Source organism: bacterium, assembly GCA_036382775.1.
Taxonomy (GTDB): Bacteria; Hydrothermota; Tepidihabitantia; order SM23-42; family JAOAFX01; genus DASVHD01.
The window spans coordinates 40,547-66,798 of the sequence record DASVHD010000010.1 but is presented as its reverse complement, the minus strand read 5'-3'; the positions used below and the strand labels follow the sequence as shown (position 1 = coordinate 66,798).

Annotated in this window: 21 protein-coding genes; 8 read left to right on the top strand and 13 right to left on the bottom strand. The window is 49.4% G+C overall.

Annotated features, from left to right (window positions below; all coding sequences use genetic code 11):
• Positions 1–3 precede the first annotated feature (3 nt).
• From VF399_02030 to VF399_02020, 3 genes are read left to right on the top strand one after another with little or no spacing between them, the layout of a single operon-like run.
• Entirely contained in the window at positions 4–807 is an 804-nt protein-coding gene (locus tag VF399_02030) for a cobalamin-binding protein (protein HEX7319119.1), read from the top strand.
• Positions 800–1,711 carry an iron ABC transporter permease gene (locus tag VF399_02025; GenBank protein ID HEX7319118.1) on the top strand — a complete coding sequence of 304 codons (912 nt, stop codon included), beginning with the start codon at positions 800–802 and terminating at the stop codon, positions 1,709–1,711. The genes VF399_02030 and VF399_02025 overlap by 8 nt, the downstream gene beginning before the upstream one ends.
• On the top strand, positions 1,708–2,499 hold the full coding sequence (locus tag VF399_02020; protein HEX7319117.1) for an ABC transporter ATP-binding protein: 792 nt from the start codon (positions 1,708–1,710) through the stop codon (positions 2,497–2,499). The genes VF399_02025 and VF399_02020 overlap by 4 nt, the downstream gene beginning before the upstream one ends.
• Positions 2,500–2,539: 40 nt before the next feature.
• Here VF399_02020 and VF399_02015 read toward each other — a convergent pair whose 3' ends face one another.
• Positions 2,540–3,292, bottom strand: a complete 753-nt coding sequence (locus VF399_02015; protein ID HEX7319116.1) for a thermonuclease family protein — start codon at positions 3,290–3,292, stop codon at positions 2,540–2,542.
• A 199-nt stretch (positions 3,293–3,491) separates the two neighbouring features.
• Between VF399_02015 and ndk the strand changes: the two genes are divergently transcribed.
• From ndk to VF399_01995, 4 genes are all read left to right on the top strand, one after another.
• Positions 3,492–3,911: a nucleoside-diphosphate kinase gene (gene ndk, locus VF399_02010; GenBank protein HEX7319115.1), complete on the top strand. Its 420-nt coding sequence runs from the start codon at positions 3,492–3,494 to the stop codon at positions 3,909–3,911.
• Positions 3,912–4,270: 359 nt separating this feature from the next.
• The gene (locus tag VF399_02005) at positions 4,271–4,879 is read left to right on the top strand and encodes a hypothetical protein (protein ID HEX7319114.1); all 609 of its coding nucleotides are present in this window, start codon (positions 4,271–4,273) and stop codon (positions 4,877–4,879) included.
• A 9-nt stretch (positions 4,880–4,888) separates the two neighbouring features.
• On the top strand, positions 4,889–10,240 hold the full coding sequence (locus VF399_02000) for a C25 family cysteine peptidase (protein ID HEX7319113.1): 5,352 nt from the start codon (positions 4,889–4,891) through the stop codon (positions 10,238–10,240).
• Between the two features lie 74 nt (positions 10,241–10,314).
• The gene (locus VF399_01995; protein HEX7319112.1) at positions 10,315–12,438 is read left to right on the top strand and encodes a transglycosylase SLT domain-containing protein; all 2,124 of its coding nucleotides are present in this window, start codon (positions 10,315–10,317) and stop codon (positions 12,436–12,438) included.
• Here the strand turns inward: VF399_01995 and lspA are convergent.
• The 10 genes from lspA to VF399_01945 all read right to left on the bottom strand — a co-directional run bounded on the left by lspA (position 12,414) and on the right by VF399_01945 (position 18,592).
• Positions 12,414–12,914, bottom strand: coding sequence for a signal peptidase II (lspA, locus tag VF399_01990; protein ID HEX7319111.1), 501 nt, complete (start codon positions 12,912–12,914; stop codon positions 12,414–12,416). The two genes, VF399_01995 and lspA, sit on opposite strands and share 25 nt — an antisense overlap.
• Positions 12,915–12,965: 51 nt before the next feature.
• Entirely contained in the window at positions 12,966–13,337 is a 372-nt protein-coding gene (locus tag VF399_01985) for a TraR/DksA C4-type zinc finger protein (GenBank protein ID HEX7319110.1), read from the bottom strand.
• Entirely contained in the window at positions 13,334–14,038 is a 705-nt protein-coding gene (locus VF399_01980) for a tetratricopeptide repeat protein (protein ID HEX7319109.1), read from the bottom strand. The genes VF399_01985 and VF399_01980 overlap by 4 nt, the downstream gene beginning before the upstream one ends.
• A gap of 102 nt (positions 14,039–14,140) precedes the next feature.
• Positions 14,141–14,551 carry a preQ(1) synthase gene (gene queF / locus VF399_01975; GenBank protein ID HEX7319108.1) on the bottom strand — a complete coding sequence of 137 codons (411 nt, stop codon included), beginning with the start codon at positions 14,549–14,551 and terminating at the stop codon, positions 14,141–14,143.
• A gap of 10 nt (positions 14,552–14,561) precedes the next feature.
• Positions 14,562–15,347 carry a 3-methyl-2-oxobutanoate hydroxymethyltransferase gene (gene panB, locus VF399_01970; GenBank protein HEX7319107.1) on the bottom strand — a complete coding sequence of 262 codons (786 nt, stop codon included), beginning with the start codon at positions 15,345–15,347 and terminating at the stop codon, positions 14,562–14,564.
• The gene (locus VF399_01965) at positions 15,344–15,976 is read right to left on the bottom strand and encodes a deoxynucleoside kinase (GenBank protein HEX7319106.1); all 633 of its coding nucleotides are present in this window, start codon (positions 15,974–15,976) and stop codon (positions 15,344–15,346) included. The genes panB and VF399_01965 overlap by 4 nt, the downstream gene beginning before the upstream one ends.
• Positions 15,948–16,430 carry a 2-amino-4-hydroxy-6-hydroxymethyldihydropteridine diphosphokinase gene (gene folK / locus VF399_01960; GenBank protein HEX7319105.1) on the bottom strand — a complete coding sequence of 161 codons (483 nt, stop codon included), beginning with the start codon at positions 16,428–16,430 and terminating at the stop codon, positions 15,948–15,950. Before folK ends, VF399_01965 begins: the two co-directional genes overlap by 29 nt.
• A gap of 188 nt (positions 16,431–16,618) precedes the next feature.
• Positions 16,619–18,022, bottom strand: coding sequence for a phosphoglucosamine mutase (gene glmM, locus VF399_01955; protein HEX7319104.1), 1,404 nt, complete (start codon positions 18,020–18,022; stop codon positions 16,619–16,621).
• 157 nt (positions 18,023–18,179) lie between these two features.
• Positions 18,180–18,392: a type II toxin-antitoxin system HicA family toxin gene (locus tag VF399_01950; protein HEX7319103.1), complete on the bottom strand. Its 213-nt coding sequence runs from the start codon at positions 18,390–18,392 to the stop codon at positions 18,180–18,182.
• 2 nt (positions 18,393–18,394) lie between these two features.
• Positions 18,395–18,592 carry a type II toxin-antitoxin system HicB family antitoxin gene (locus VF399_01945; GenBank protein ID HEX7319102.1) on the bottom strand — a complete coding sequence of 66 codons (198 nt, stop codon included), beginning with the start codon at positions 18,590–18,592 and terminating at the stop codon, positions 18,395–18,397.
• Between the two features lie 432 nt (positions 18,593–19,024).
• Between VF399_01945 and VF399_01940 the strand changes: the two genes are divergently transcribed.
• Positions 19,025–22,252, top strand: a complete 3,228-nt coding sequence (locus VF399_01940) for a PDZ domain-containing protein (protein ID HEX7319101.1) — start codon at positions 19,025–19,027, stop codon at positions 22,250–22,252.
• 67 nt (positions 22,253–22,319) lie between these two features.
• Here VF399_01940 and VF399_01935 read toward each other — a convergent pair whose 3' ends face one another.
• Both VF399_01935 and prfB read right to left on the bottom strand, forming a co-directional pair.
• Positions 22,320–24,974, bottom strand: a complete 2,655-nt coding sequence (locus VF399_01935; protein ID HEX7319100.1) for a beta-propeller fold lactonase family protein — start codon at positions 24,972–24,974, stop codon at positions 22,320–22,322.
• 151 nt (positions 24,975–25,125) lie between these two features.
• A protein-coding gene (prfB, locus tag VF399_01930) for a peptide chain release factor 2 (GenBank protein HEX7319099.1) occupies positions 25,126–26,251 on the bottom strand; the annotation gives its coding sequence in 2 pieces (ribosomal slippage) (positions 25,126–26,151 and positions 26,153–26,251; 1,125 coding nt in all).
• Position 26,252 lies beyond the last annotated feature (1 nt).

The following is a 26,252-nucleotide window of genomic DNA, read 5'->3' as shown; positions in this document are numbered from 1 at the left end:
TTCGTGAAAGAACCACCCGCGGTTGCTTTTTCCCTTGCGCTTTTTGTTCTAATATCCTGCACAAATCCCGCTATCCAGTCCGGTTACAGGATCGTATCGCTTTCGCCCGCCATGACCGAGATCGTTTTCGCGCTTGGCGCCGGCGACCAGCTGGTCGGCGTTACAACCTATTGTGATTATCCGGCACAAACCCTGACAAAGTATAAGGTCGGCGATTTTTCCAACCCATCGCTGGAGCGGATCGTTGCGTTGAAGCCGTCCCTGGTCATAGTAAACCTCCCGGAACAAAACCGCATAAAGCGATCGCTGGAAGACATGGGCATCTCGATATTCGTATCCAGCCCGTCATCTCTCGATGACATATACCGGGAAATAGAATCGCTGGGTGTATTGGTTGGTAAAAAAGCCCAAGCCGAATCGCTCGATGCCGCCATGCGCGCTGTGATCAGGCCGAAGAACCCTGGGATCAGCAGGAAAAAAGTGTATGTTGAGCTGTCGCCGCGGCCGCTGGTGACCGTGGGCAAGCGGTCTTTTTTAAACGAGATGATAACGCTGGCCGGCGGCACCAATATCTTTTCGGATATCGACAAGGATTATCCGGTGATTTCCCAGGAAGAGATCGTCCGCCGCGATCCTGATATCGTGATCGTGCTGCATCCCGAAAAGATCGACAACCGGCTTGGTTGGTCAAAGGTGGCAGCGGTCGCCAACGGAACGATCTCTACCGGTCTTGATCCCGATATCCTGCTGAGACCCGGACCGCGTCTGGTCCTTGGTTTTGAAGAACTAAGGAAGATAATTGAATAAGATAATCCCCGTTGCCTGTATTTTTGCACTGGCCGTCGCTGCCGGCATTCTCATCGGACCGGTCCAACTGACGCCAGACATTCTCTACTTGCGCATTATCAGGGTTGGCCTGGGTATTTTCGCCGGCGGGATCCTGGCATTCTGCGGCGCGGTCATGCAGGGCTTGTTCGGCAATCCGCTGGTCGAACCATACACGCTGGGCGCGGCATCCGGCGCGGCCCTGGGTACCGCGGCCGGCATGATGATCGCGAGCGTGACGAGCCCCGTGTTCGCTTTTCTGGGCGCGCTGGGGGTGAGTTTCGGCGCGTACTCGCTAGCCCGGGTCGAGGGTGGATTACTCAGGGACCGCCTGATCCTGGCCGGCGTCATCATGAGCTTTCTTTGTTCATCGCTGGTAATGATCATCCTGGTGCTGGGAAAGCGCGAGTTGTACGAGGTGCTTTACCTGCTCATGGGATACCTGGGGACCGTCGTGAACGGGCAGAACCGGATCATGATCACCATTATCGTTATCCTGGCCGCCGGACTGCTCGCTTACCTTTATCGATACTACCGCGAGCTCGATATCATGTCCCAGGGATTGGAAACCGCGGTCAGCCTTGGGATCGATATCCAACGTTTTTCCACGCGGGTGTTTTTTGCGACCTCGCTCTTGATCGGGATGGTCGTTTCGGTCGTCGGCGCGATCGGGTTTGTTGGCTTGATCGTCCCGCACATGGCGCGCATGATCTTCGGACCACGACACCTGCGTAACCTGCCCGCTTCTTTCCTGCTCGGAGCCACGTTTCTGCTGTTTGCCGATACACTTTCACGGACCATTTCCGTTTATGAACTGCCGGTGGGCGTCGTCACGTCATTGGTCGGCGTGCCATTTTTCATATACCTGTACCGGGCGTGGAAATGAATCTGGTGGAACCAACGGCGCAGCCAGTCAGCGCACAGCATCTCAGCTATTCATACAGGACGCAGGATGCGGTGCGTGAGGTATCGTTATCGATGATGCCGGGTGAATTCCTTGGTGTCATTGGGCCGAACGGCGCAGGTAAGTCCACCTTGCTGAGGATCATAGCCGGCATCCTTCCCGGCTACCGGGGAGAACTATCGATCTTCGGTCTTGATATGCGCGGCCTCATGCCCCGCCAGCGGGCGCGGTACCTGGGATTCGTCGCGCCGGAAACCCATTTCGGTCTTAACTTCAGGGTTTTGGATGTGGTGGCCATGGGGCGGTACCCATACCTGGGTCCGTTCCAGCCGCTAGGCGCCGGTGATCAGGAAGCCATTCTGCAAGCTGTTGCATCGGCAGAGTTGGAAGAGCTCAAACAGCGCCTGATCCAAACCCTGTCTTCCGGCGAAAGGCAACGGGCTGTCATCGCCCGCGCCCTGGCGCAAAGTGCGAAAATACTGCTGCTCGACGAGCCGACCAGCCACCTGGATCTCTATCATCAACATAGCATCATGGAGTTATTGCGCGCTTTGAACGCGGGAGGCATATCCGTCATTATCGTCAACCATGACCTCAACATCGCCAGCCAGTATTGTGACCGGCTGGTCTTGATGCACGAAGGGCGTATCTACAAAGAGGGAACTCCGCGCGAGATCATAACCGAGGATGTGATCCAGAAGGTATACAATATCAGGTGTGTGGTGGTCAACCATCCGGAGAAAAAAGTACCACAAGTTATCCTGCAGTAGTTGTTTTACGCGGTCGTGAATATCGGGATCGATGCTGGGATCAGCGGACGATCTTGATCTGACTTGGGCTCTTTACGATGATCTCTGGTTTTCCCTTGTATTCCTTGATCAAGCCGGTCACCTGGACCATGCGGTTCAGATAGTGATCCTCGGGATGGGGAGGGAATAGGGCAAAATCACTGGCAAATATGACCGCGGTAAAATGATTCCTCCAGTCCTGGTCAAAATTCAGAAAGCAGACCTTGCCCGTGTTGTTGGATATGACGATGGTCCCCTCAACGGTCATGCGCTTTCCATAATAGCGCGATGCCTGGGTGTGTGAAATAACATCAGCCTGATCGAAACCAGGTTCGGTTTTCACGGCGATCCCGCTCGTATCGGGCAGCTGGAACACCGGGAATATCCACAGGCCGCGGCGGTTGCGGATGGCGATCTTTTCCAATTCCTTGAATTCGACTGCATGGATGGTATCGGGCGGGTAGAACCTGGCTTCGGCATATCCCAGCCTGATCATTTCGGCATTGATGTTCGTGCGGTTGATGTAAACATGCCGGAGCAGCCTTTTATAATCATCTTTGTCGCTGATATCGCGGACCAGCCGTACACTCTTATCATGGAGCATGATCGTGAGAAAGTCTTTCGCAATATCGCCGCCCGGGTCGCTCATTTCCGGCGCGTTTATGCCCAAGAGCCGAATGCTCTCGCCGGATCCCAGGCGGAACGTATCGCCGTCGACGATCTCGGTAACGAGCTGGTCAGAGGAACAGTTGGCCATGATTAGCATAACGGTCATCGTCATCCACGATATGAATGTCATCCGCATGTTCACCGTTCCATTATATTCAGAAAAAAAAGATTGTCAAATGATTTTCTGAATGTTGTAATGGCTACCCCCTCCCCCCACCCTTACCCTCCCCCTCGAGGGGGGAGGAAAAAGGAGGGGGTGAATTTTGAGTCGGTTGACAAAAATTCCTTTTTTTGTATACTTGGCTATGGACAAAACACTACTGATAATCAAACCCGACGCCGTTAAAAGAAACCTTATCGGCGCGATCCTGAAACATATAATCGACGCCGGATTCAAGATCGTGGGCATGAAGTTGATCCAGCTTACCAGGGAACAGGGCGGCAGGTTCTACGAGATCCACAAAGACAAGGATTTCTACGACTGGTTGTGCGATTTCATTTCGTCCGGACCGATCGTGGTATGCTGCCTGCAGCATCCTGAAGGACCTAAGAAGCTGCGCGAGGTGGTCGGCGCCACGGATCCGAAGAAAGCCGCGCCGGGCACGATCCGGCATCTTTACGGCACTTCGACCGGCGAGAATGTTGTGCACGCGTCGGCGCCCGATGAAAATCCGGAGCGGGAGATACGGTTCTTTTTCAACGAGCAGGAGCTGATAGTTTCCTGAAAAAACCGATAAGCTCATAAGATAATAAGTAGGAAGTAGTTATTCAAACTTAATAACTTAATAAGTAGGAAATGAGATGTAGTAATTTTGTAATTATTTTATCTAGTATTTAGTAATATATATTGATTGCACAATTACTTTATAACTAAATATTTATTTATCGCGCAGTATGACAGAGCTTTAGCTCTGCAAAAAAATTCTTAAAATTATGGTTTGAATCGAGGTTTAAGTCATCTCTTGACAAACAGCTATGTAATAATATAATATGATATTAGATTATGTCTAATAAAAAGAAATATGACAGATTAAAGACCATGAAGTCAATAAATGTATAATCATAATATGATTGAGGAGATGAAATGCGTAAATTGATTTTTTCTTGTTCGTTATTCATTGCCGTACTAAGCTATGGACAGAAGGCAAATGTTGAGTCTGCTAGCAGTCAATCAAAGGGTCTCATAGGAATTAGCATGAGATATGGTCCTCTTCATTTAGAGGATCCGTCATCAATTGATCCGTGGAACCTGACAGATAATAAAACAATGCTTCCTGAGGTCGAAATTGAAATTTACCCTATTGAGCATGTACCGGTAACTATATCGTTATCCCGAATATCCACCATAGGTAGCTTGGGGGGTCCGACAACCTGCCCGCAATTCTTAGAACTAAAAAATGTATCGCTTGGCACAGGTTACGATATCCCAGTTTGGATATTTTCATTTAAACCGGGGATTGATGTTATGTATAGTTTTGGTGAATATAGTTTTAATCATTCTCCAACAGATGTATATTCAAGCTCTGGATGGGGTGTTGACCTTCATGTTATCGAACGTATTTGGATAACAAAACATTTTTCTATCGGGATGAAACAATCCACTTCATTATTGAGTGTGGCAGTAAGACCATTGGCTGATAATGTGAATTTAGATAGCCATATTTTTCAACTTGGGATCGGTTGTTTTTTCTAAGGAGGGATAATGAATACGAGCAAACAATGCTTATTATTGCTGTTTCTTTCTATGGCATTTTTGAGAGCCGGAACATGGTGTAAAAATATTGCTTTTCCACTAGATACTTTCAATTTTAGACAGTTAGATGGCTATGATATTATTGATGCGGATGAGCACGATTTTTATGCAGAAAAAGTTGGTTTTCCAATGATTCCAAAAGTCTTTTTCAACATAATAGTACCACTAAATGCAACAATCACGCGCGCTGAATGTATACCTCTAGATAGCGTTATTTTATCAGGGAAGTATTATTTGTATCCTATTCAATACCCAAGATGTGTCTCAGACACCGACAGCATTGTTTTTGTTCAGCCTAATGATTCATTATATGCTCTGAATACTTATTATCCAGGAAAGATGACAGAAATCTCGCGAACAGGCACAAAAGATGGATTTCGAATAGGCGGGATTCTGATTTTTCCCCTTCAATATTTGCCTGCATCAAGGACAGTGAAGATTTATACACATGTTAAACTGGAAATAGAATGGATTGATGATTATGATAATGAGATAACCTTAACTGCAAAACAATATGCAGCTTTCGCAGAAGAAGTAAAAAGTATAGTCATCAATCCTCAAGACGTAGAAAATAATCATCCACCGATCATATCAGAAAGGAATGAATCATATGATTTATTAATTATAACATCGCAGACACTAGCAAACGCGAGCTATATTCAAGAACTCGTGAATTGGAAAACAAAAACAGGTTTAGGTACTATTGTTAAAACACCATCGGATTTTTCCTCACTCTCCGGTAGAGATGATGCAGAAAAGATGCGCAATTTTATAAAATATTATTTTGATAATTATGGAATACAATATGTATTGCTTATCGGAGACATCGATATTTTGCCTTACCGTTTAGTTGAGTGGCGCAGTAGTGATATTTGCAGTGATTTGTATTTTAGTGCACTTGAAGGAAATTGGGATGGTAATAACAATTCCGTTTTTGGAGAAGCTGAGGATGATGTTGACCTTTATGCTGACATTCACATTGGCAGGATTCCTGTGGAAAATATCACAGAGCTTCTTGCATATTATAATAAGTGGAACACGTATGAAAAAAATCCACCTGCTGTTTATTTGACGAAAATTCTATTACCTGCTATTAGGCTTTTTACCGATCCGGCGTATTACGGTGATATAATTAACAATTATATAGCATATTTATTTCCGGATAATTGGCAAAAATCAAAGCTTTATCAAACAAGTGGAAATTTAAATGAGGAAATACTTAAAGACTCTTTAAATGTAGGTTTTGGACTTGTGCATATTGCCTCCCATGGATGTTATTCTGCATTTGTATATCAAAGTGGGTCTAATTTATTCACTACTATAACCGCTGATGCTTTGATAAATTATCCTAAAAACGGAATACTAGTATCCATTGCCTGCAATGTTGGTGAATTCAATTACTTATATGAAAACGAAGATTGTATTGCAGAACATTTAATTAATAACAACAATGGTGGTTTTGTAGCGTGTGTAGTGAATTCCAAAAGTGGATGGTGTACTCCACCAACGATGGGACCATCAGAAAATTTGGACTATTGGTTATTTCATCGGATTAATAACTATAGATTAGGGAATGCACTTTCATTAGCAAAATATCTCTATGTTCCGCTTGCCTATGCTCTGCATGATACTAGAGATACATTATACAGATATTGTATTTATGGACTGACTTTACTCGGAGATCCTACATTATATGCATGGACAGATATTCCCCAAACATTATCTCTTGATTGGCCAGGTAATGCTGAATGGGGTCAAATTTATCCAGTTTATGTACACGACGCACAATATAACCCATTAAGCGATGCATTTGGATGTATTTGGAACGAAAACACTGGGTCTGCAGGTATTCATATTACAGGTTATAGCGGAAACGATGGTAAAATTTACTTGGGACCTATTCCCAGTGGATTGTATGAAGGCTCAGCAGACTTAACTGTTACAAAACATAATTATAAACCAAATCTAAAACAAATAAATATTATTGCAATAAAAAGTCCAAATTTTCTAAATGCAATATCACCTAACATGGTTTCAATCAAATTGACCTGGCAAGATTTTTCAGGTAGAGAAGCAGGTTTTATTATCGCCCGAAAAGTAGATAACGGAGCATGGAATAATAGCTGGAAAGATATACCACAATCAAATTTAACCCAGTATATTGATACTGATGTGCAATTTGGGCATGAATACACATATAAAGTACGCTGTTATGATACTGGATATCAACATTTTTCCAACTGGTCAAATGAGGTAGTTATTGTTTGTGGCACCATTGCTCGATCATCATACTCTAAGATGAGTGCATTTAATAATGGGGCGAAGACAATTAGGTATGGGAATAATGTGTATACGGCTTGTATCATCGGTGATTGGGGAGAACGTGAACTATGTTGCCTGCGTTCGACAGATGGCGGCAATAGTTTCATATCAGAACCTTTGCCAATTCCAGGATATAATGCGAATGGATGTCACTGCAATCCGGCTATTGCCGTTACCAGTACCGGCACGCCTTATGTAGTCTGGGGATCGATCTATTGGTCGGGTGAAAAAGGAACTGCTGGTTGGTTTCGCGGTTATTTTTGTTCTTATTGGCTGAGCAATCAATGGCACACATGCGATATCTATGCTCATAAAATGAATGAAATCTCTGGGTGGTATCCGATCGAAGACAGTCTCAGTCCGCCATCGTTTGCCATAACTGCTGGTTTTCCATCTGACAGTGGTTATATTTTGTTCAAAAATAAAAATGATGCCAGTAATATGCAAATGGTCAGCTTTGTTTTGAGCAACCCGGCTGCGTCAAATTTTTCATCGGTGCCCGGTAGCAATAATTCAGCACAATTTCCAAGCATTGGTATCGACCGGGGAGATATCAATAATCCATCAGATGATCGGCTTTTTGTGATCGGGTATGACTATATACCAGCAAATTATTCTGGGCCATTAAAACTGTATTACCGTACAATTGGCCAATCGAGTTCCTGGCAGTCTCTGTCCATACCAAACTGTACGGCGTTCGGCACGCCTGCGCTTTGGGCAGGCAATGATAAAGCACGGATCACATTTGAAGGCGATGATGGTCAAAATTTTGGACTTGTGTATTTATCTTTTATACGTTCCGGGACAGCTTATATTCCACAAAATCCGGAAATTGTTACCGCAAATATCGACTGTTCGCCAGAGGGTATTGAAGGTTACACTTATCTTGCTTCCAAGGATCTTGTGATGTGGAAATATCTCGACGATATCTATTGTGCACGTCGCCTTAGTGCGAACACATGGCAAGCCCTAGGGAATCTTTCGTCTACTTTAAGTAATGTGTCCTCGTACCCTCAAGGTTTTGTTACGGGTGGTATAACACGACCGAAGCTATTTGCCCTATGGACCGAAAAAGTAGGGACCAGTTATTATCTGGTACGCAAAATCATCAATCTGCCATCAGCCAATCAAAATATCACCCAGATTACTGAATCAGAGATTCCTGAAGCCACGGCCTACAATAATGCGCACCGCATGTTAAAAGACAATAATGGCATTCTGCATTTAGTGTTTACCAATGGAGATAATATTTATTATACGGTCTTACAAGATACGGTTTGGTCAGAACCTGGATTTTTAGGTGAAGGCAAATATCCAGCACTTGCTATGGGCGCTGACGGCAAACTCTACTGCATCTGGTGTTATCATGGCTACCAGGAATTCGAAGGTATGCCGTATTATGTGGAATACTTGAGAATGCGTTCTTACAACGGCGTTTCCTGGTCCAAACCTACGAAATTGCTGTTTCATACCTACGGCACCTATCTCTGGGGCGTGGGCGCGCCCTCATTGGCGGTCAAAGACACTATGGCCTATGTAACCTTCAAATCCTATCATGGACCGACCATCAATCCTACGCCGGGCGAGCCCTATCCCCATATTGTAGTTGTGGAAGGCCCGGCATTGATCTATGGGACATTCGCGTTGACTAATCCCGATGCCTTTGCCTACCAGATCATTGACACGATCATTAAGACGCCCAATCCCGTGGATACCCTGACCTACCGTGATTCCTTGGTGCCGTTATTGATATCACCTTCGATCACGAATGACTTGGCCGGCATTACCCATATTTTATGGGAAGGCGACAGTACGGCCATGAGATATTATACCATTACAGATTCCATGATCAATCGGCAATTGTTCGACATAAATACAAGCAATAATGTTGATTTTCCGTCGCTTGCCGTTAATGGCGATCAGGTGCAACTGTTATGGACCGCCAAAGATTCCATCCGGTACCGCTTTGGCTGGACCAATACCGAAAACTTAAGTCAACCCATAACCATTGCGGCCTGCGAAAATCCGATTGCCAGCGGTTCCTATCTTGCCTGGACCAAGCAAGATGGGTATTTATCGCATCTCTATTACGGCGCGATCCCAGCCAGCGGGTTAATTGACCCGGTTGAAATCAACTATTCTACGGATCTGATCAATTATCCACAGATACTGTTCAACCCAAAAAAACAGAATCAAACGCCATCCCTGGATCTGATCTGGACCGAATACAGCCAACTGGACAGTCTGGGCTACATCTATTATCTCAACCTTCCCTTGACCGAAGAGATTCCTGTATATTCCTTTGATCTGGGGACGGAAACACCGGTGCCGGTACTGGTACAGCGTGATGGTTTCTTAGCTTACGGCAGTGAAGACTTCAAAACCATAGACTACGATTCTACGGAATTAATCTATCATTTGACCTTGCATTCGCCCCACAAGAAATACAAGATCAAGTGGACCTATTATCACCAGGAACCGGACAAGATCAAGCTCGATTTCAGCATTGACGATATTCTGCATCATAACCGCTGGGTCAATCCTTGTGAGCAGGTGATTCAGGAAACCTGGATCCCGGATTCGTGCTTGGCAGATAATGAAATAACCATCAAAGTTAAAAAGCTTAGCGGTTCACTCGCGGTTTTAAGCGGATTTGAAATTTATGAGCAAATAGTCGGTGGCGGTGGACCACAGGGCAGCGAGATCATGATCAGCCGGCCGTTTTCTATGGATAGGATTTATCCCAATCCGGTAAAAGGAATGATCAAGATCAGATTCAATTCGCCGGATGAACGTCAGGTGATCATTAAGTTGTATGATGTTACGGGCCGATTGGTAAACAAGTTATTTGCAAACAAAGCACATACCGGCATGAATGAAGTTCCTTTGAAAACAGGAGAATTAGCAAACGGAATATATTTTATAAAACTCGAAGCTGATGCATACTGTAAGGTCGAAAAAGTAGTGTTTTTAAAATAAATTTCAAGTTATTTGATTCGAAATACACACCGGCGGTCTTGACCCGAATCATTTTCTGGATAGAATCATCAGGCATGCGTAAATCAATAATCTTTTTTATCCTCATCATATCCTGTCCGCGGCCCGAGGTAAAAGCCATACCCGAGCCTGATTATGTCAGAGAAGCTCAGCGGACATACCGCGATAATCCGCTTTATGCATATGTTATTTTGAAAAACATGACCGCCCCCGCGACATCGTATTCGCCGGAGCATGCGCAGGTCCTGCTCCAGATGTACATTGACCAGCGTGAGTACGGAAAAGCCGAGCGCCTGCTTGATAGCACGGCGTGGTCCGCTGTCCTACCCGTGGATTTGATGCTGCGGGTGGCCCTGAACGCCCAGCGGTGGGACAAGGTACTATCCCTGGCCGATGATAACCTGTTGAAGGGGATCGCGCATTACAACCGGGCCGATTATGACAGCGCGATCGAATACTTGAAAAGAAATGTCGAACCGGCGAACTACCGGGTCATGTACCTGGCAAAAACCTATTATGCCTTAAACAAATTCGACAGCGCACTGAGTGTGCTTGGCAGCATAGATTCGGTGGATAATTACCTTTCCGACCGGTACCAGAGCCTGCTCTTTGACATGCTGCTGGCGGCATCGGATATCGCGGCGGTAAAAAAGGATCTCGGTAAGCTGAAGGACGCATCGCTGCGGGACCATGTCATGCTCAAGGTGTATGAAAAGCAGAACCGACGGACCGAGATCAAGGAAACCGCCTGGCGACTGATAAAAAAATATCCGCGGTCCAGCGGCGCTTACTATGCGTTGTCGCTGGTAAAACCATTGACCGCCGCAGAGCACGGGGCGTGTGGCAAGGTCTATTATTATCAGAAAAAATATGATGATGCCATAAAGCAGTTCCAGAAGGCTTCGCGCGACAGCGAGATCTATTACCTGCTGGGCATGATCGCATATAACCGGAACCAGTTCGAGCGCGCGCTCGCCAATTTCAGGAACAGCGGCTGGACCGAAGCGCTCTACTACCGGGGAAGGATCTGTGAAGACCAGATGGATTACGCGCGGGCGATCGGCATATATGATTCGTTATGCAGCCTTCACAAGAACAGCCGGTACGCGACCAGGGCGCTGAAACGCAAGGCATTCCTGCTTGAAGATATCGGCGACACGCTGTCCGCGGTTCAGGTGTTCCTGCAGGTCAAGGAAAAGGGAACGCGTTTCCGGGCCGCCATGCAACTATACCGTCTGGGCAGGCTGGACCAGGTCGTCTCGGTGCTGGATGACAGTACCGAACCCGGTTTTCTCTACTGGCAGATCCGCGCGAAGGATCGTTTAAACCAGCCCACTGACAGCCTGAAAGCGCTGCTGTTCAGACGGTACCCGTTATCTTACTACTCCCTGTTTAAAATCGGAAAGACCGTGGTCTTTGATTCATTGTCGTTGAGCCAATGGGTCCAGCAATGGGGGGATTCGACCGTGACCTTTGATCACGAGGATTCTTTGCATGTCAGCCGGGCGATCAGATATTTCGCCCTCAATGATGTTGAGGCGGTGGCGGCTGAACTGGAAATGATCGAGGACATGTCAGCGCAGGACCTGTGTTATCTCATGGGCTTGTGCCGTCTTTGCGGCGCCGACCGGCTGTCCGTTAACTTTGGTCTGAAAATTAAGGCGCTCGCCGAATTGCGCGGTATCAGGAATTTTCCCAGGGAATTCATGAACATGATCTATCCGGTGCGTTACGCCTTCAGTATCATGGAACAGAAGACCGACCCGATCCTGACCCTGGCACTGATCTGGCAGGAGAGCCTGTTCGACCCCCGCGCCACTTCCACGGCGGATGCCCGCGGGCTCATGCAGATAATCCCCTCCACGGGCCGGCTGATCGCCCGCGATTTCGGTATCGATCAATATTCCCTTTACGATCCGGAAACTTCGATCCGGTTCGGAAGTTATTACTACGGACTGGTGACCAGCGATTTCAATTCCGTGCCGCTGGCACTGGCCGCGTATAATGCGGGGCCGGTCAAGGTCAAGAAATGGCTTGCCCAGGACCCCAATGCCGAACTTGACGAGTTCATAGAGCTGATACCGTACAGTGAAACGCAGAATTACGTGAAGCTTATTATGGCACGACAGATCATATATAGCAGCTTGTACGGGGATTACAGCGGTGTTGGGTCGGACTGATCTTTCTTTTTAAACAGCAGTTCCTGGACGATCAATATAATGGCGCCGATCGTTATGAAGGCGTCAGCTACATTGTATGTGAACCATCGATAATTGCCAAGACCCATATCTATATAGTCGATCACGTGGCCGAGCCGTAAACGATCCAGCAGATTGCCGAGCGCGCCGCCGATGATAAGGCCAAAGATCGCGACTTTCAGCCGCTCGGTCTGGGATAATCCGATATAAGTGAAAAGGATCACGCCGGCGATGGTGAGAATATAGTATAGGATGCCATGCCCGTAGGACAGGCTGAACACGCCGTAGGGATTGTACGCCAGTTTGAACCGTAACAATGAGCCGAAGATCTCCCGGGGCGGCTCGAACGGCGTCAGCGCGTTGGTGACCAGGATCTTGGTGACCTGGTCAAGGACGACCGCCACGGCGATACTACAAACTAGGAGCAGGATGTTTTTCTTAATGACCCCGGTATTCATGCCGGATGATGGTTTATGTTGTGAAAATGAAACTGTCAAATTGACGGCGGGCTATTTTGTACACTTGATGCAGGTCCGGGCGCGGGGCAAGAACTTGAGACGCCGTTTCTCCACGGGCTTGCCGCATTTTTCGCAAAAACCGTATTTGCCTTCAGCGATCTTCCTGAGCGCCAGGTCGATCTCAAAGAGCGTTTCCCGACGCTGGGACAGTATCTGCGACGAGATCTCCCGTTTTTCCGTTTCCGTGCCCTGATCGGCCATGTGGTTGGCGTATGCGGAAAGGTCTCCGGAGGCTTCCACCTGGGTCCGGGCGATCTGCTCGCTATCGTACGCCAGGCCCTTCAGGATGCCTTCCCGTTCTTTGATGAGCAGTTTTTCAAAGATCTTCAGTTCGCTTTTCTTCAGTTTTTTGATCTTCGTCATTTTCTTTTCTCCTTTAGCATGTTTAGATACGATTTTGCCTTGATATTCGTAGGATCGACCCTCACGACCTCTTCCCACTCTTTCTGCGCGTCTAAATATTTTTGCCGCTGGTAGAAACACAAACCCAGCAACGTTCGTGCGTCAAGGTACTTACGATTCCGGTCCAGGATCTCATGCAGGATCGATTCCGCTTTCTTGAAATCATCCAGCTGAGTGTAGGTCTTGGCAAGCTTTAGTTTAATATCGAGAAAAGCAGGACTGATCTTCGCTGCGCGTTCATACTCTTCGCGCGCTTTCTGGAATTCCTGGAGCTCGTAATAAGTGTCCCCGAGCTGGACATAGGTATTGGCTAGCTTCGCTTTGATCTGCGGCGAAAAGCCCTTATCCTTTGTCTCCAGGCTGGCCGCGCGCTCGAATGATTTGATCGCGGCATCGAACTGGCACTGGTCATTATAAACGATGGCGAGGTTAACGTACGCTTCTATGTAGTTCGGATTCAGCTCGATGGCTTTTTGAAAACTCGCAATGGCCGTCTGGTTATTACCCAGGTGCGAATAGGCGAGTCCCAGCGCGTTATGAACGTCCGGGTAACTGGCATATTGACTGGCAACTTTCTTTAAACCTTCGAGGGCTTCCTTTACCTTACCCTTATCATACAGCTCGAGCGCCTCGACATACATCTTCTTGGTCGCTGAATCCATAAGGTATTATATCCATATTTTACGATATGTCAAGGTGTTGAGGTCGTAAAGGGTTGCGTGATCTGTATAAAAAAGCGGTTAAACCGCCGTAATTACGGCGGTTTAACGTTTCTGGCGTCGGAATTGCTTTTCGACCGTCGTGGCGATCCCGCCCCGGGGATTGAATTCGCCGAGGACTCGTGCCCGGCGCGGTTTCACGGCTTTAACAAAATCGTGGAAAATGCGGTTGACCGCGTTTTCATAGAAAATTCCAAGGTTACGGTACGCCAGAATGTACAATTTCAGGGACTTAAGCTCGACAAAATATCGATCGGGCTCATATTCGATCGTGACCTTGCCCGTGTCGGGGAGACCGGTGCGCGGGCAGACCGATGAATATTCAGGAATGGTTATCGTTATCGCATAATCACTGAATTGGCTGGGAAGGACATCGAGCATGGGGAGTTTGGCGTCCAAACCCGCAAGCGCGTGCTTCCTGGAATAGGCTGGTGCCGAAGGTCTTTTCAATTTCATAATGGCTCCTTTAGAAAGAATGTTTTTTGTCCGGATATTTGCCGTTCTTCACATCCTGACGGTACGCGGCAACAGCCCGACGTATCTGCGGTCCCAGATTGGCGTATTTTTTTACGAACTTCGGCGTGAAGTCTTCAAAGAGCCCAAGCATGTCCTGGAGCACGAGGATCTGGCCGTCGCAGTGAACACCAGCCCCGATCCCGATCGTGGGGATGTTTACACTGCCGGTGATCCTGCGCGCCAGGGTGGCCGGGATCTTTTCAAGAACAATTGAAAAACAGCCCAGGTATGCAAGGAGCCTGGCTTCTCGCAAGAGCTTCGATGCTTCGGGCCTGGTCGAGCCCTGCAGTTTATACCCGCCGAATTTATGGATCGATTGCGGGACCAGCCCGATGTGACCCATGACCGGGATACCGATGTCAACGAGCTTTTTTACTGTGCTGGCAATGACCGTGCCCTCGAGTTTGACCCCGCTTGCGCCCACTTTCAGGAACCTCCCGGCGTTGTAGATAGCTTCGCTTTCCGATACCTGGAATGAAAGGAACGGCATGTCCGCGATGACCAGGGCATTGTGCACAGCATGGGACACGACCTTAGTGTGATACAGCATTTCCTCCATCGTGATCGGCAGGGTCGTTTTTTCACCGGCAAAGACGTTCGCCGCCGAATCACCAACAAGGACGATATCGATGCCGGATTCATCGAGGATCCGGGCGGTCGGGTAGTCGTAAGCGGTCAGGCAGACGATCTTTGACCGCTGCTTTTTCATGGCCCTGATAGTTTCAACGGTGATCATGCCCGGGAAATGATGCGGCGGGGTTCTTTCAATTGCGTGATCTCATTGACCAGCACGTCGACATCGCGGGAGTTGCCAATGAAATCAAAACCGCTGATATTGATGATCAAGAGCGGCGATGAATTGTAATGGAAGAAAAAAGTGTTGTACGTATCGGCCAGCCGCTCGACGTATTCATATTCCAGCTCCCGCTCAAATGCCCGGTTGCGCTGCTTGATCCGCTTGTACAGGATATCGGACGACGCCTGGAGGTAAATGACCAGATCCGGCCGCGGGATCTCTTTGACCAGCATCGCGTAGATCTTGTCATACAGAAAAAATTCCTCTTCGGAGAGATTGACCTCGGCGAATATCCGGTCCTTGGCGAACAGGTAGTCGCTGATGACCCGGGAACTGAAAAGGTCCATCTGGGCGATCTTGCGCTGCTGGCGGTACCGGGACATGAGGAAGTAGATCTGGGTGTGAAAAGCGTAGTGCGACGGATCGGAATAGAATTTTACCAGGAAGGGGTTGTTGTCAAATTCCTCGAGCAAAAGCCCGGTATGGAACTTGTCGGCGAGGATCTTTGCCAGGGATGTTTTCCCGGCGCCGATCACGCCTTCAATTGCGATAAACCTTAACTCCCTCATCACCAAGTTCCCGGGCGTATTCCTTTATGGTCTTGATCCGGCGGGGCGGCCTGAAGTCAGCGGCGATCTCAGCCATTGGTATCAGGGCAAAGGACCGGTGGAAAAACTCTTTGTGCGGGATGATCAGGTCCTTTTGGTTTACCACGCGGCGGCCATAGAAAAGGATATCGAGATCGATGACCCGCGGGCCCCAAAATGCGTTTTTGCGCCGGCCCATATCGCGTTCGATCGATTTCAGGCATTGCAGGAGCTTGGCTGGCGAACGTTCCGATGATGCTTCGATCACCATATTGAGAAAATCAGGCTGATCCGTGTTACCCCAAGGCTTGGTCATGTAAATCCGGGACTTTTTCTGGATCGTGATCATCTTTTCCTGCAGATGCTTGAGCGCGGTCTGTAAATTCTTTTTAAGATCTCCCTCGTTCGTGCCTAAAAGGATAAAAATATTATCCATTCCTCGTTATTCTATCTTAAAACTCATGCCTTGTCAAGTCAAGTTGGAAATAAACCGGGTTCTTTCTAACGGTCGTCACACTCTTTTCAGCATATCCAGTGATAATACACCCCCTCCTTTTTCCTCCCCCCTCGAGGGGGAGGGTTAGGGTGGGGGGGCAATGACTGAAGGAACGTGGAAGCGTGATTTTACCGCTTCAGAATTCTTTTGACGGCTTTTATTATTTCTCTTGCGGTTTTCTGGTCTGAGGCTTCGGCGATGATCCGAACGAGCGGCTCAGTATTGGAGGGGCGGATGTGCACCCAAGAGTCTTTTTTAGTGATCTTCAAGCCGTCAGTCTTGTTGACCTTGCCCTTGAAAGCCCTTATGATCGCCGCCTGTTTGGCCAAGAATTTTTCCTCTGTCGTTTCGATTTTTTCCTTGACCATGTAAAGCGGCGGATATCGGCTTATCAGTTCGGAGAGTTTTTGCTTGCGGCTGGTCAGGAGCTTTATGACCAGGGCCGCCGCAACCAGCGCGTCGCGGGTTGCGTTGATCCGCGGGTAAATGACCCCGCCATTACCCTCACCGCCGATCATTGCTTTGGCTTTTTTAATGGCATCTACGACGTGCGCCTCGCCGACCATGGTTCGTATTAACCGCGATCTGTATTGTCGGGCAATATGATCCATGCGGCTGGTCGTGGACAGGTTCGTCACCAGGCATGTTTTGCGCCTGGCCGCGCCGAGGACCTGCTCTGCGGCGAGGACGAGCGTGTTTTCCTCGCCGATCGCGTTGCCCTGGTTATCAACGATCGACAGACGGTCGCAATCCGGGTCAACGGCGAAGCCGAGGTCGCAATGCTCCTGCTTGACAAGTTCGCACAGCCCGGTGATATTTTCCGGGGTGGGTTCGGGAGGCCGTGGAAATGCCGAGCGGAATTCGCAGTTCAATCGGAGCACGGTGCAGCCGAGCCTTTCCAGGAGCGCAGGCATGGCGTACGATCCCGCGCCGCTCACCGCATCAACAGCGATCCGTAGTGGGACCGCAACGGTTTCAGTCTTTATACTAACTTTTTTACCTTTTTTATCCTTTTTACTTTTTTTGTCCTTTTCTTCTTTCTTCCCCATATCCAGCACATCAAGGATCTCGCTTATGTGCCGGTCAACTGCTTCGCGGTACATGACAACCGGGCTCTTGACGGACGAGGAAGCCGGCCTGACCGGCTGGCGGATGAACGCCAGAAAATCGGTTACTGCTTTGTCGTCCAGGAACTCGCCTCTGGAGTTGATGAGCTTTATGCCGTTGTTATCGATCGGGTTGTGGCTGGCCGTGATCATGATGCCGGCATCGGCTTTGACCCGGCGCACGATGAACAGCACGGTCGGAGTCGGGACGATATCCAGGTTAATGACGCGGCAGCCGTTGGTCTTGAGCGCTTCGGTTATGGCTTTGGCGAACATGGAACTGGAAGGCCGCGTGTCCCGGCCCAGGACAATGGTATGCGCTTTCATGAAGGCGGCAAACGCCCGGGTGACGCTGACCGCGATCTCCTGGGTCAGGTCGGTATTGGCGATACCCCGCAGTCCGGAAACACTGAACATCAGCGCCATGTTAGATTATAACCAGCTTATTGTTTTTGTCAATGAAAGCGCCAATAACCATAAAACAACTAAGAGAATAAAGATAAAATAACAGAAAAATGGCAACTGGCAGTATTATATCGGCGGGTTAGTCACGAATTGTGTTGACTTTTTGGTTTTATTCAATTCAAAGAAGTTTCTTAAACTCATCAAAACTTAACCCTGAATCTTTTACGATTCCGGCCATCGTAAAAGCATTGACCGGATTTGACCTCGGGATCGTAATTATTCGTTCCCCATTGGTCATTGTAATGTGTTTTCCTTCTCTGGCTATCCAAAAACCTGCTTTCTCAAATGCTTTAACCGCACGCTTGTGGTTAATGCCTGGCAGTTTAGGCATTGCTAAACTGCTACTTCTACATAACGAGTTTTTTTGTTCTTACTTAATTCTTTTACGGTCTCTAAATATGAGTGAATCGCATCCTTTATGTTTTCCAATGCTTCTTTCTCGGTTTTGCCTTGTGACCAGCAGCCAGGCAACCCTGGACACCATATTGCATAACCTTCTTCAGTTTTTTTTATATTAACCCTGTATTTCACAGCATCTTATTATAAGAGCTTTTTATATATTGTCAAGGTGCAACTGCAAAAGCCAGTAACATAAATATTGGCGATATTCAAAGCGGTTTTTGTTTCTATTGAAAGCATGGTGCATCGAGGGATGCTTTGATAATTAAATTGTTGAACAATTGTTCAATTGTTGAAGTGTTGAAACATCAGTATACAACTACATCCTGGTACCTCTCGAACAATGCTCTACAGGATAAATGGATTCCGTGTTAAACACGGAATGACATATGATAGAATGATTTGCCAGCAATGTCTGAAACCACTAATCAATATTCGGTTAGCTAAAGGTCTTGAAAAAAGCCTTATATTCAATATAATATGCCACGGATATTGTGACTAAAATTTGATTTTAATAGTTAAATGAAATTATGCAAATGATTCTAATCTAAAAGGAGAATGATAATGCAAGGATATTACCGGTTCCCCACGATTCACGATGATACGGTCATTTTTGTCAGCGAAGACGATCTGTGGACAGTTTCCATTAAAGATCCGGTCTGCCGGCGCCTGACCTCGAACCTGGGCGAGGTCGCGCATCCGTTCTTGTCACCGGACGGAAAATGGGTGGCGTTCACCGGGCGGGAAGAAGGACATCCCGAGGTTTACTGCATGCCCAGCCAGGGCGGAGTTGCCAAAAGGCTGACCTTCCTTGGTGCCACTAATTTCATCGCCGGCTGGACCAAGGACAGCCAGCGGATATTGTTCGCCACCACTTATCAGCAATGGTATCCGGGATCGTTCAATATTTTTTCGGTTGACCGCGAAAAGGACATACCGCAACTGATCAAGGCCGGTCCGGCAAGGACGATATCCTTTGGTCCGGGTAAAAGCGTCGTGGTAGGACGGAACACCGGCGACCCATCACGCTGGAAGCGATACCGGGGAGGTACGGTCGGCGAACTCTGGGTCGATGCGCAGGGGAAAGGTAATTTCAAGAAACTTTTAACGTCGATCAAGAGTAACTTCGCGTCACCGATGTGGATCTCAAACCGTATTTATTTCATTTCCGATCACGAGGGCGTCGGCAATATCTATTCATGCCTGCCGGCCGGGAAAAATATTAAGCGTCATACAAACCATGTTGATTACTACGCGCGCAATGCCAGGACCGACGGGAAGAACATAGTTTATCACGCCGGCAGTGACATATTTATACTTTACCCTGCCAGCGGCAGGATACGCAAGCTAAAGATTTCGTACAACAGCCCAAGGGTCCAGACCAATCGTAAATTTGTCGAAGCCGCGCATTATCTCGAAGATTACGCAATCCATCCGCAGGGTGAAAGGGTAAGCGTAACGAGCCGGGGTCGTGTCTTTTCGATGGCCAACTGGGAAGGTCCGGTCAGCCAGAACGGGAAAAAGCAGAACGCACGGTACCGGCTGGGACGCTGGCTTGCTGATGGTAAAAGGATGGTCGTGGTGACCGACGAAAAAGGCGATGATACTCTGCAAATTTATGGCGCCGATGCAACGGCTGGTCCGCAAAGCCTGCCGAAAATGGATATCGGACGGCCGATCGAGATCGAACCGTCGCCAATAAAATCCCTACTTGCTTTGACCAATCAGCGTTACGAGCTTATTCTGGTGAACGTCCAGACCAAAAAACGCGTTGTTCTGGATAAAAGCAAGTACCAACGGATTACCGGTCCGGCATGGTCTCCGGACGGTGAGTGGATCGCCTACAGTTTCTGGGACTCGGAGCGGACTTCATGCATCAAGATCTGCAATGTTTTGACCCGGAAGACATACATGATCACAAAACCGGTCCTGCGCGATTTCTCGCCGAGTTTCGATCCTGACGGCAAGTATCTTTATTTTCTTTCCAACCGGCATTTTGACCCAACCTATGACACCATGCAGTTCGCCCTGGGTTTTCCGGCGAATATCAAGGCGTATCTCGTTGTGCTGAGCAAGGAAACGCCGTCGCCGTTCAAATACACACAGAAAGCGCCGATCGGATTTGAAACACCGGACCTGGAAAAGGAAGCAGCAAAAGCCAGGAAAAAAACGCGTACCGTGATCGATCTTGATGACATCGCAAACCGCGTTATTCCTTTGCCTATACCAGAAGGCAGGTATGGCCAGATCTCAGGGCTAAAGGAAAAAGCCGTGCTCACGTCGTTCCCGGTGGAAGGCAGCAAATACCTGTGGATGTCCGATTACGCGCCGCCAAACGGCACGCTCATGCTCTATGACATGAAGGATCTGAAACTCTCGGTGATCACGAGTGGCATCCTTGACTTCAAGGTTACCAATAAGAACGGTCTGCTGATCTACCGGTCCAGGAACGCATTGCGCGTCATCAAACCGGTGGAAAAAGTTGATGCCAAGTTGGACCGCCAGGGACCAGGACCACGGAGCGGTTGGATCGACCTGTCCCGGGTTAAGGTGATGGTCGAGCCCAGGACCGAGTGGCAGCAGATGTACCGCGATGTCTGGCGCTTACAGCGCGATCACTTCTGGACGAGCACCATGTCGGGGATTGACTGGCAGGGCGTGTATGACAAGTATTACCCTCTCCTGCAGCGGGTCGGTACAAGGTCGGAATTCTCCGATCTGATCTGGGAGATGCAGGGCGAGCTGGGAACATCGCACGCGTATGAATGGGGCGGTGATTACCGTCTTGAACCGCAATACCGGCAGGGTTTCCTGGGCGCGGATTTGGTCTATGACCGAAAATTCGACGCGTACCGGATTGCGAAACTCATGCCCGGCGATTCATGGGATGAACACGCGGCATCCCCGCTTATCGCACCGGGATTGAAGATCAAGAACAATGATTTGATCCTGGCGGTCAATGGTCAGCGTGTATCCAGGCGCATATCGCCGCAGGAATTGCTGGTCAACCGCGCCGGTGCCGATGTTTTATTAACCGTGACCAGTCCGACCGGGAAGAACAAGCGGTCGGTCACGGTGAAGACCCTCCCCGATGAATCGCTCCTGCGTTACCGCGAGTGGATCGAGGCGAACCGGCAGCACGTGCACGAAATAAGCAAGAACCGCATTGGATACGTCCACATCCCGGATATGGGACCGTTCGGTTTCGCCGAATTCCACCGCTACTTTCTGACCGAGATACAGTACCCTGCCATGATCGTTGATATCCGGTTTAACCGCGGCGGGCACGTGTCAGAGCTGCTGATCGAGCGGTTAAGGCGAAAAAGGGTTGGTTACAACATCACCCGCTGGAGAAAGCAGCCGTTCGCGTACCCTGACGAGTCGGTAATGGGACCGGTCGTGGGCATTACGGATGAACATGCCGGTTCAGACGGCGATATTTTCAGCCATTGTTTCAAGCTCTACAAGATCGGGCCGCTGATCGGAAAAAGAACATGGGGCGGCGTGATCGGCATATCTCCATACTATGGATTGTCTGACGGTGGTCTCACGACGCAGCCTGAATATTCTTTCTGGTTCGAGGACGTGGGCTGGGGCGTGGAGAATTACGGCACTGATCCGGACATCGTCGTGGAGATAAGACCCCAGGACGCGGTGCAGGGAAAAGACCCGCAGATGGCGCGCGCGATCGCTGAGTGCCTGAAGCTATTGAGAAAACAAAAACCAAAGATCCCGGAATTCGGCAAAAAGCCGAATCTGGCGATACCGAAAATACTAGTAACAAGAAGATAGTTCCTGGTTATCGTGTAAATGTGTAATTTGTTAATTACATAATAACTTATTTACTGATTACTAAATCTTACCTCACCAGGGTGATTTTTTGCACTGCCGTATGAGCGCCGGCTTGCGCGACCACGAAGTAGATACCGGCTTGGGCAAGAGAACCATCGGCATCCAAACCGTCCCAAGTGACTAGGTTAAATGGTTGAATGGTTAAATTGTTAAATGATCTCACCAGCTTTCCGGATGTGTCGTAGATCTTCATTGAATTTTGGGATTTGATCCCCCTCTCCTTTATCCTCCCCCTCGAGGGGGGAGGGCAAGGGTGAGGGTGGATTTGGAATTTGATTGTAGTCCGTTGGTTGAACGGATTCGGTGCAACCATAAGTGAGAAAGATTTTTGCGACAGCGGTATATTCACCACCTGTTCCACTCCGGTCCCGCCCCAGTCAATGACCGTCAAGATATCCGGTCCGGGCATGGCGATTGCTGCTTTCTGGACCGTGGGGCAGTAGTCAAAATACGCAGGCGACGCGGGCAGCTGGATTATATCGGTCCCCCGGTGAATATGACCGGGCAGGTTTCCGACCGGGCCCGTGAGCACGATCGGATCCCCGTTCTCGTCGAATATAACCTGGTACAGGTTCCCATAACTGGTATATGAATCAGTGCTGTGCAGGGCGCCCGTGCGAGGGTCGATATTGGAGATGGTCTTGCTGCCGTAATGTCCAACGCCCATTTCATCCGCGGTCTTGTTGTAATCAAGCCGGAGCGGATAATCACTGGCCGTAAAGGTACCCACTAAAGATGAAGACGAACCGTTGACATATATGATCGAGTAATTGTCCGAGAAGGCGTTGGTAACGGTCGCGTACTGTCCGGTGCTGTCAAAATCGACCTCGATCGGAAAGTCGCCGACCGTGATCGTTGCCACCACCGTGTTGGTCGCCGTGCTGATGACCTTTACCTGGTCGTCGAAAGAGACCGCGACCAGGACGTATGAACCCGTAGGATCGATATTAATGCCGCTGCACACGCCATAGCATGCCCAGACTATGCCGGTCTCACCGCAGGGTATCTCGGCGACCTCGGTGCTTGTCGCTCCGCTTAGCCTGATCACCGAGATAGTGTTTGCTCCGATGTTGCCGACGTAGGCGAAGGAATCGTCGGGAGCGATACAGACGACCGAGGATCCACTCCCGGTCGGCACGCTGGCCACGACCGTGTTGGTCTGGAGGTCGATGACCGCAGCCAGATTGGAATTTATGCTGGCCACAACTGCCCAGCGGGAATCCGAAGTGATGGCTACATCCTGGGGCCGGTCGCCGATATTTAAGGTGGCTTCGACATTGTAAGTGCTCATGTTGACTATCGTCGCGTTGTCCGACAACACCTCGGCGACGACGGCCTTTGTCCCGTTGGGGGTGATCGCGACCCGATGCGGGCAGTCGCCTTCCGGGTTCAAACCCGCGTTCGTGGTGCCGCGGTATGAAGGCGCGCTGGGTGTCGTGTAATCATAAAAGTAAAGACCCTCATGACGGTGCGGATCGAACCCGACGACCCGGTTGCCCGAGGGCGAAACCGCGCCGCAGCTCTGGGAATTGCCGATCGACTGACCGACCACGGTCTCGCCGGCAAAATCAACTACGGAAAAATTGTACTGGCCGCTGATCGCGTAGGCGCGGTTGGGCGAAGTGCCGATCCAGAACGCGGTATAGGTCTGGGTGAAGGTCACGAAATCGCTCGTCGCGAAACGCGCGATCGCGCTGCGGTTGTTGCTCACGCCGACGTACGCTTTGGTGCCGGTGGCGTTGACTCCGACCTCGTAGGTCATGAACTGGTATCCGGCAAGGGTAACCGTGCCGGTGACCGCGTGCGTGGTATTGTCGATCTGGTACAGAACACCTGGATTTAAATTGCTCAATACAATAGTCTTTGAACCGTCGAGCGAGATCCCGACCGCGGCGATATCCAGGATATTGGGGACCACGTAATCGACGCTGCCCGTGGTAGCGTTGATAAAATAAAGACTGTCCTGGTAGCCGCTGGAAATGAGGTAATTGCCGTCAGGCGTGACTTCGAAATTGGTGAACGTGAACGCGTTGCGGCCGTTCTCCGAGTTCCAGGAATACGTCATCAGGGCGATCGGGAAATTGCTGATGGTCAGGTCATGGTTCATGGTCTGGAGGTTGAATACCTCGCAGGTGTTGCTGATGTCACAGGCGACGAACGCCCTGGTGCCGGCAGGATTCACGCGCACGACCCAAGGCTGCTGGCCGGCCGGCAGGGTGAAGATATGGGCGATCGAGTAGTCAGACAGCTTAATCACGTAAACCTCGTCGCCGAAGCCGCAGGCCACTACCGCGTAAGAATCCGTGACCGCGATGCCCCAGGGATAGTCCCCGACGGGGATGTTCGTGATGACGGCCATGGTCGACCAGTTGAAGACCGTTATGTTGTCAGTCCCACGGTTCGTCAAAAGGACCCTTGATCCGTCGCGGGTAAAGCACGCCTGGCCCATGTAATCGCCCTCGGGCGCGATGCCCGGGTCGACATCGGTCTGGGAGTACTGCAACTGGAATGAGGGATTGTTGATAAAGTCGTTAACAGTCTGTCCCGGTTTAACCCGGACCGTGATGATGTCTGGATCACCGCCAGTGTTGACCGGTTCACTTGATCCAATACTTAAGCCTAAAATTAGAGTCAAAGCAAAAAACAATGACAAAGTTTTCATACAGCCTCCTTGCTTGTTAATTGTAATTCATATGATGAAAAAGTCAAGGATGAAATTCATGCGGGAAAGTAAAGCAAAGTAGCCGCACCCTTTAGGGTGCGCAGGCTAAAGCCCCGCTTTGCAGGATCATGACCTGCGGCTACAATCTATGCTAATGAATCCGAGCCGTTTTGCGCAGGTACGCGTCAATGAAATCGTCGATCTCCCCGTCCATGACGTCATCGACCTGGCTGGTCTCATATTCGGTGCGGTGATCCTTGACGAGCTTGTACGGATGGAACACGTAAGAACGGATCTGGTGCCCCCAGGCGATGTCGGTCTTCTGGGCTTCGAGCTTGTCCATCTTTTCTTCTTCCCTTCTTTTGTAATGATCATAGAGCCGCGCCCTGAGCACCCGCATCGCATTGTTCTTGTTCTGCAGCTGCGAGCGTTCGTTCTGGCAGGACACGATGATGCCGGTCGGGAGGTGGGTGATGCGGACCGCCGACGAGACCTTGTTCACGTTCTGACCGCCATGCCCGCCGGCGCGGAAAGTGTCGATCTTCAAGTCATCCTCGCTGATGTCGAATGTCACGTCTTCGATCTCAGGGTAAACGAACACCGAAGCGAACGACGTGTGGCGGCGCTGGTTTGCGTCATAGGGCGACAGCCGGACCAGGCGGTGCACGCCGACCTCGGCCTTGAGCAGCCCGTAAGCATAATCGCCGACCACCTCGATCGTCGCGTTCTTGATGCCGGCGATATCGCCGGGCAGAAGGTCGAGGATGCGGTTTTCGTAATTATGCTGCTGGATCCAGCGCAGGTACATCCGGAAAAGCATCTCCGCCCAATCGCACGACTCGGTGCCACCGGCGCCTGGATTGATCGTGATTATGCAATTCTTTATATCGTCTTCTTTTCCAAGGAGCAGTTTGAGTTCCAGCTCCTTGATCTTGCGTTCCGCGGTTTTCGCTTCGACGGTCGCTTCCTGGAGTGTTTTTTCATCAAGATCGGTCAAGGCCATAAGTTCCGAAAGCAGCTGCAGGTTCTGGCTGATATCCTGCGCGGCTTTGATCCAGAATTGCTTCCGGTCGATCTCCGCCATGACGCTTTGCGCCTGCTGGCGGTTATTCCAGAAGTCTGGATTTGCTGTTTTCTGTTGGAGTGAAGCGATCTCGACCTGGATTTTCTTCAGGTCAAAGATGCTCCTTTAATGAGGTGAACCTTGCCTGAAGATCTTTTATATCGTTTAAGTTCACGTGACCGGCCGCGGGGCGGTTACTATTGGCTTCGGACATG

Coding starts and splice junctions, on each gene's coding strand:
- VF399_02020 (HEX7319117.1), top strand. CDS start 1,708: ATGAATCTGGTGGAACCAACGGCGCAGCCAGTCAGCGCACAGCATCTC.
- VF399_02015 (HEX7319116.1), bottom strand. CDS start 3,292: ATGACCGTTATGCTAATCATGGCCAACTGTTCCTCTGACCAGCTCGTT.
- ndk (HEX7319115.1), top strand. CDS start 3,492: ATGGACAAAACACTACTGATAATCAAACCCGACGCCGTTAAAAGAAAC.
- VF399_02005 (HEX7319114.1), top strand. CDS start 4,271: ATGCGTAAATTGATTTTTTCTTGTTCGTTATTCATTGCCGTACTAAGC.
- VF399_02000 (HEX7319113.1), top strand. CDS start 4,889: ATGAATACGAGCAAACAATGCTTATTATTGCTGTTTCTTTCTATGGCA.
- VF399_01995 (HEX7319112.1), top strand. CDS start 10,315: ATGCGTAAATCAATAATCTTTTTTATCCTCATCATATCCTGTCCGCGG.
- lspA (HEX7319111.1), bottom strand. CDS start 12,914: ATGAATACCGGGGTCATTAAGAAAAACATCCTGCTCCTAGTTTGTAGT.
- VF399_01985 (HEX7319110.1), bottom strand. CDS start 13,337: ATGACGAAGATCAAAAAACTGAAGAAAAGCGAACTGAAGATCTTTGAA.
- VF399_01980 (HEX7319109.1), bottom strand. CDS start 14,038: ATGGATTCAGCGACCAAGAAGATGTATGTCGAGGCGCTCGAGCTGTAT.
- queF (HEX7319108.1), bottom strand. CDS start 14,551: ATGAAATTGAAAAGACCTTCGGCACCAGCCTATTCCAGGAAGCACGCG.
- panB (HEX7319107.1), bottom strand. CDS start 15,347: ATGATCACCGTTGAAACTATCAGGGCCATGAAAAAGCAGCGGTCAAAG.
- VF399_01965 (HEX7319106.1), bottom strand. CDS start 15,976: ATGAGGGAGTTAAGGTTTATCGCAATTGAAGGCGTGATCGGCGCCGGG.
- folK (HEX7319105.1), bottom strand. CDS start 16,430: ATGGATAATATTTTTATCCTTTTAGGCACGAACGAGGGAGATCTTAAA.
- glmM (HEX7319104.1), bottom strand. CDS start 18,022: ATGGCGCTGATGTTCAGTGTTTCCGGACTGCGGGGTATCGCCAATACC.
- VF399_01950 (HEX7319103.1), bottom strand. CDS start 18,392: ATGCCTAAACTGCCAGGCATTAACCACAAGCGTGCGGTTAAAGCATTT.
- VF399_01940 (HEX7319101.1), top strand. CDS start 19,025: ATGCAAGGATATTACCGGTTCCCCACGATTCACGATGATACGGTCATT.
- VF399_01935 (HEX7319100.1), bottom strand. CDS start 24,974: ATGAAAACTTTGTCATTGTTTTTTGCTTTGACTCTAATTTTAGGCTTA.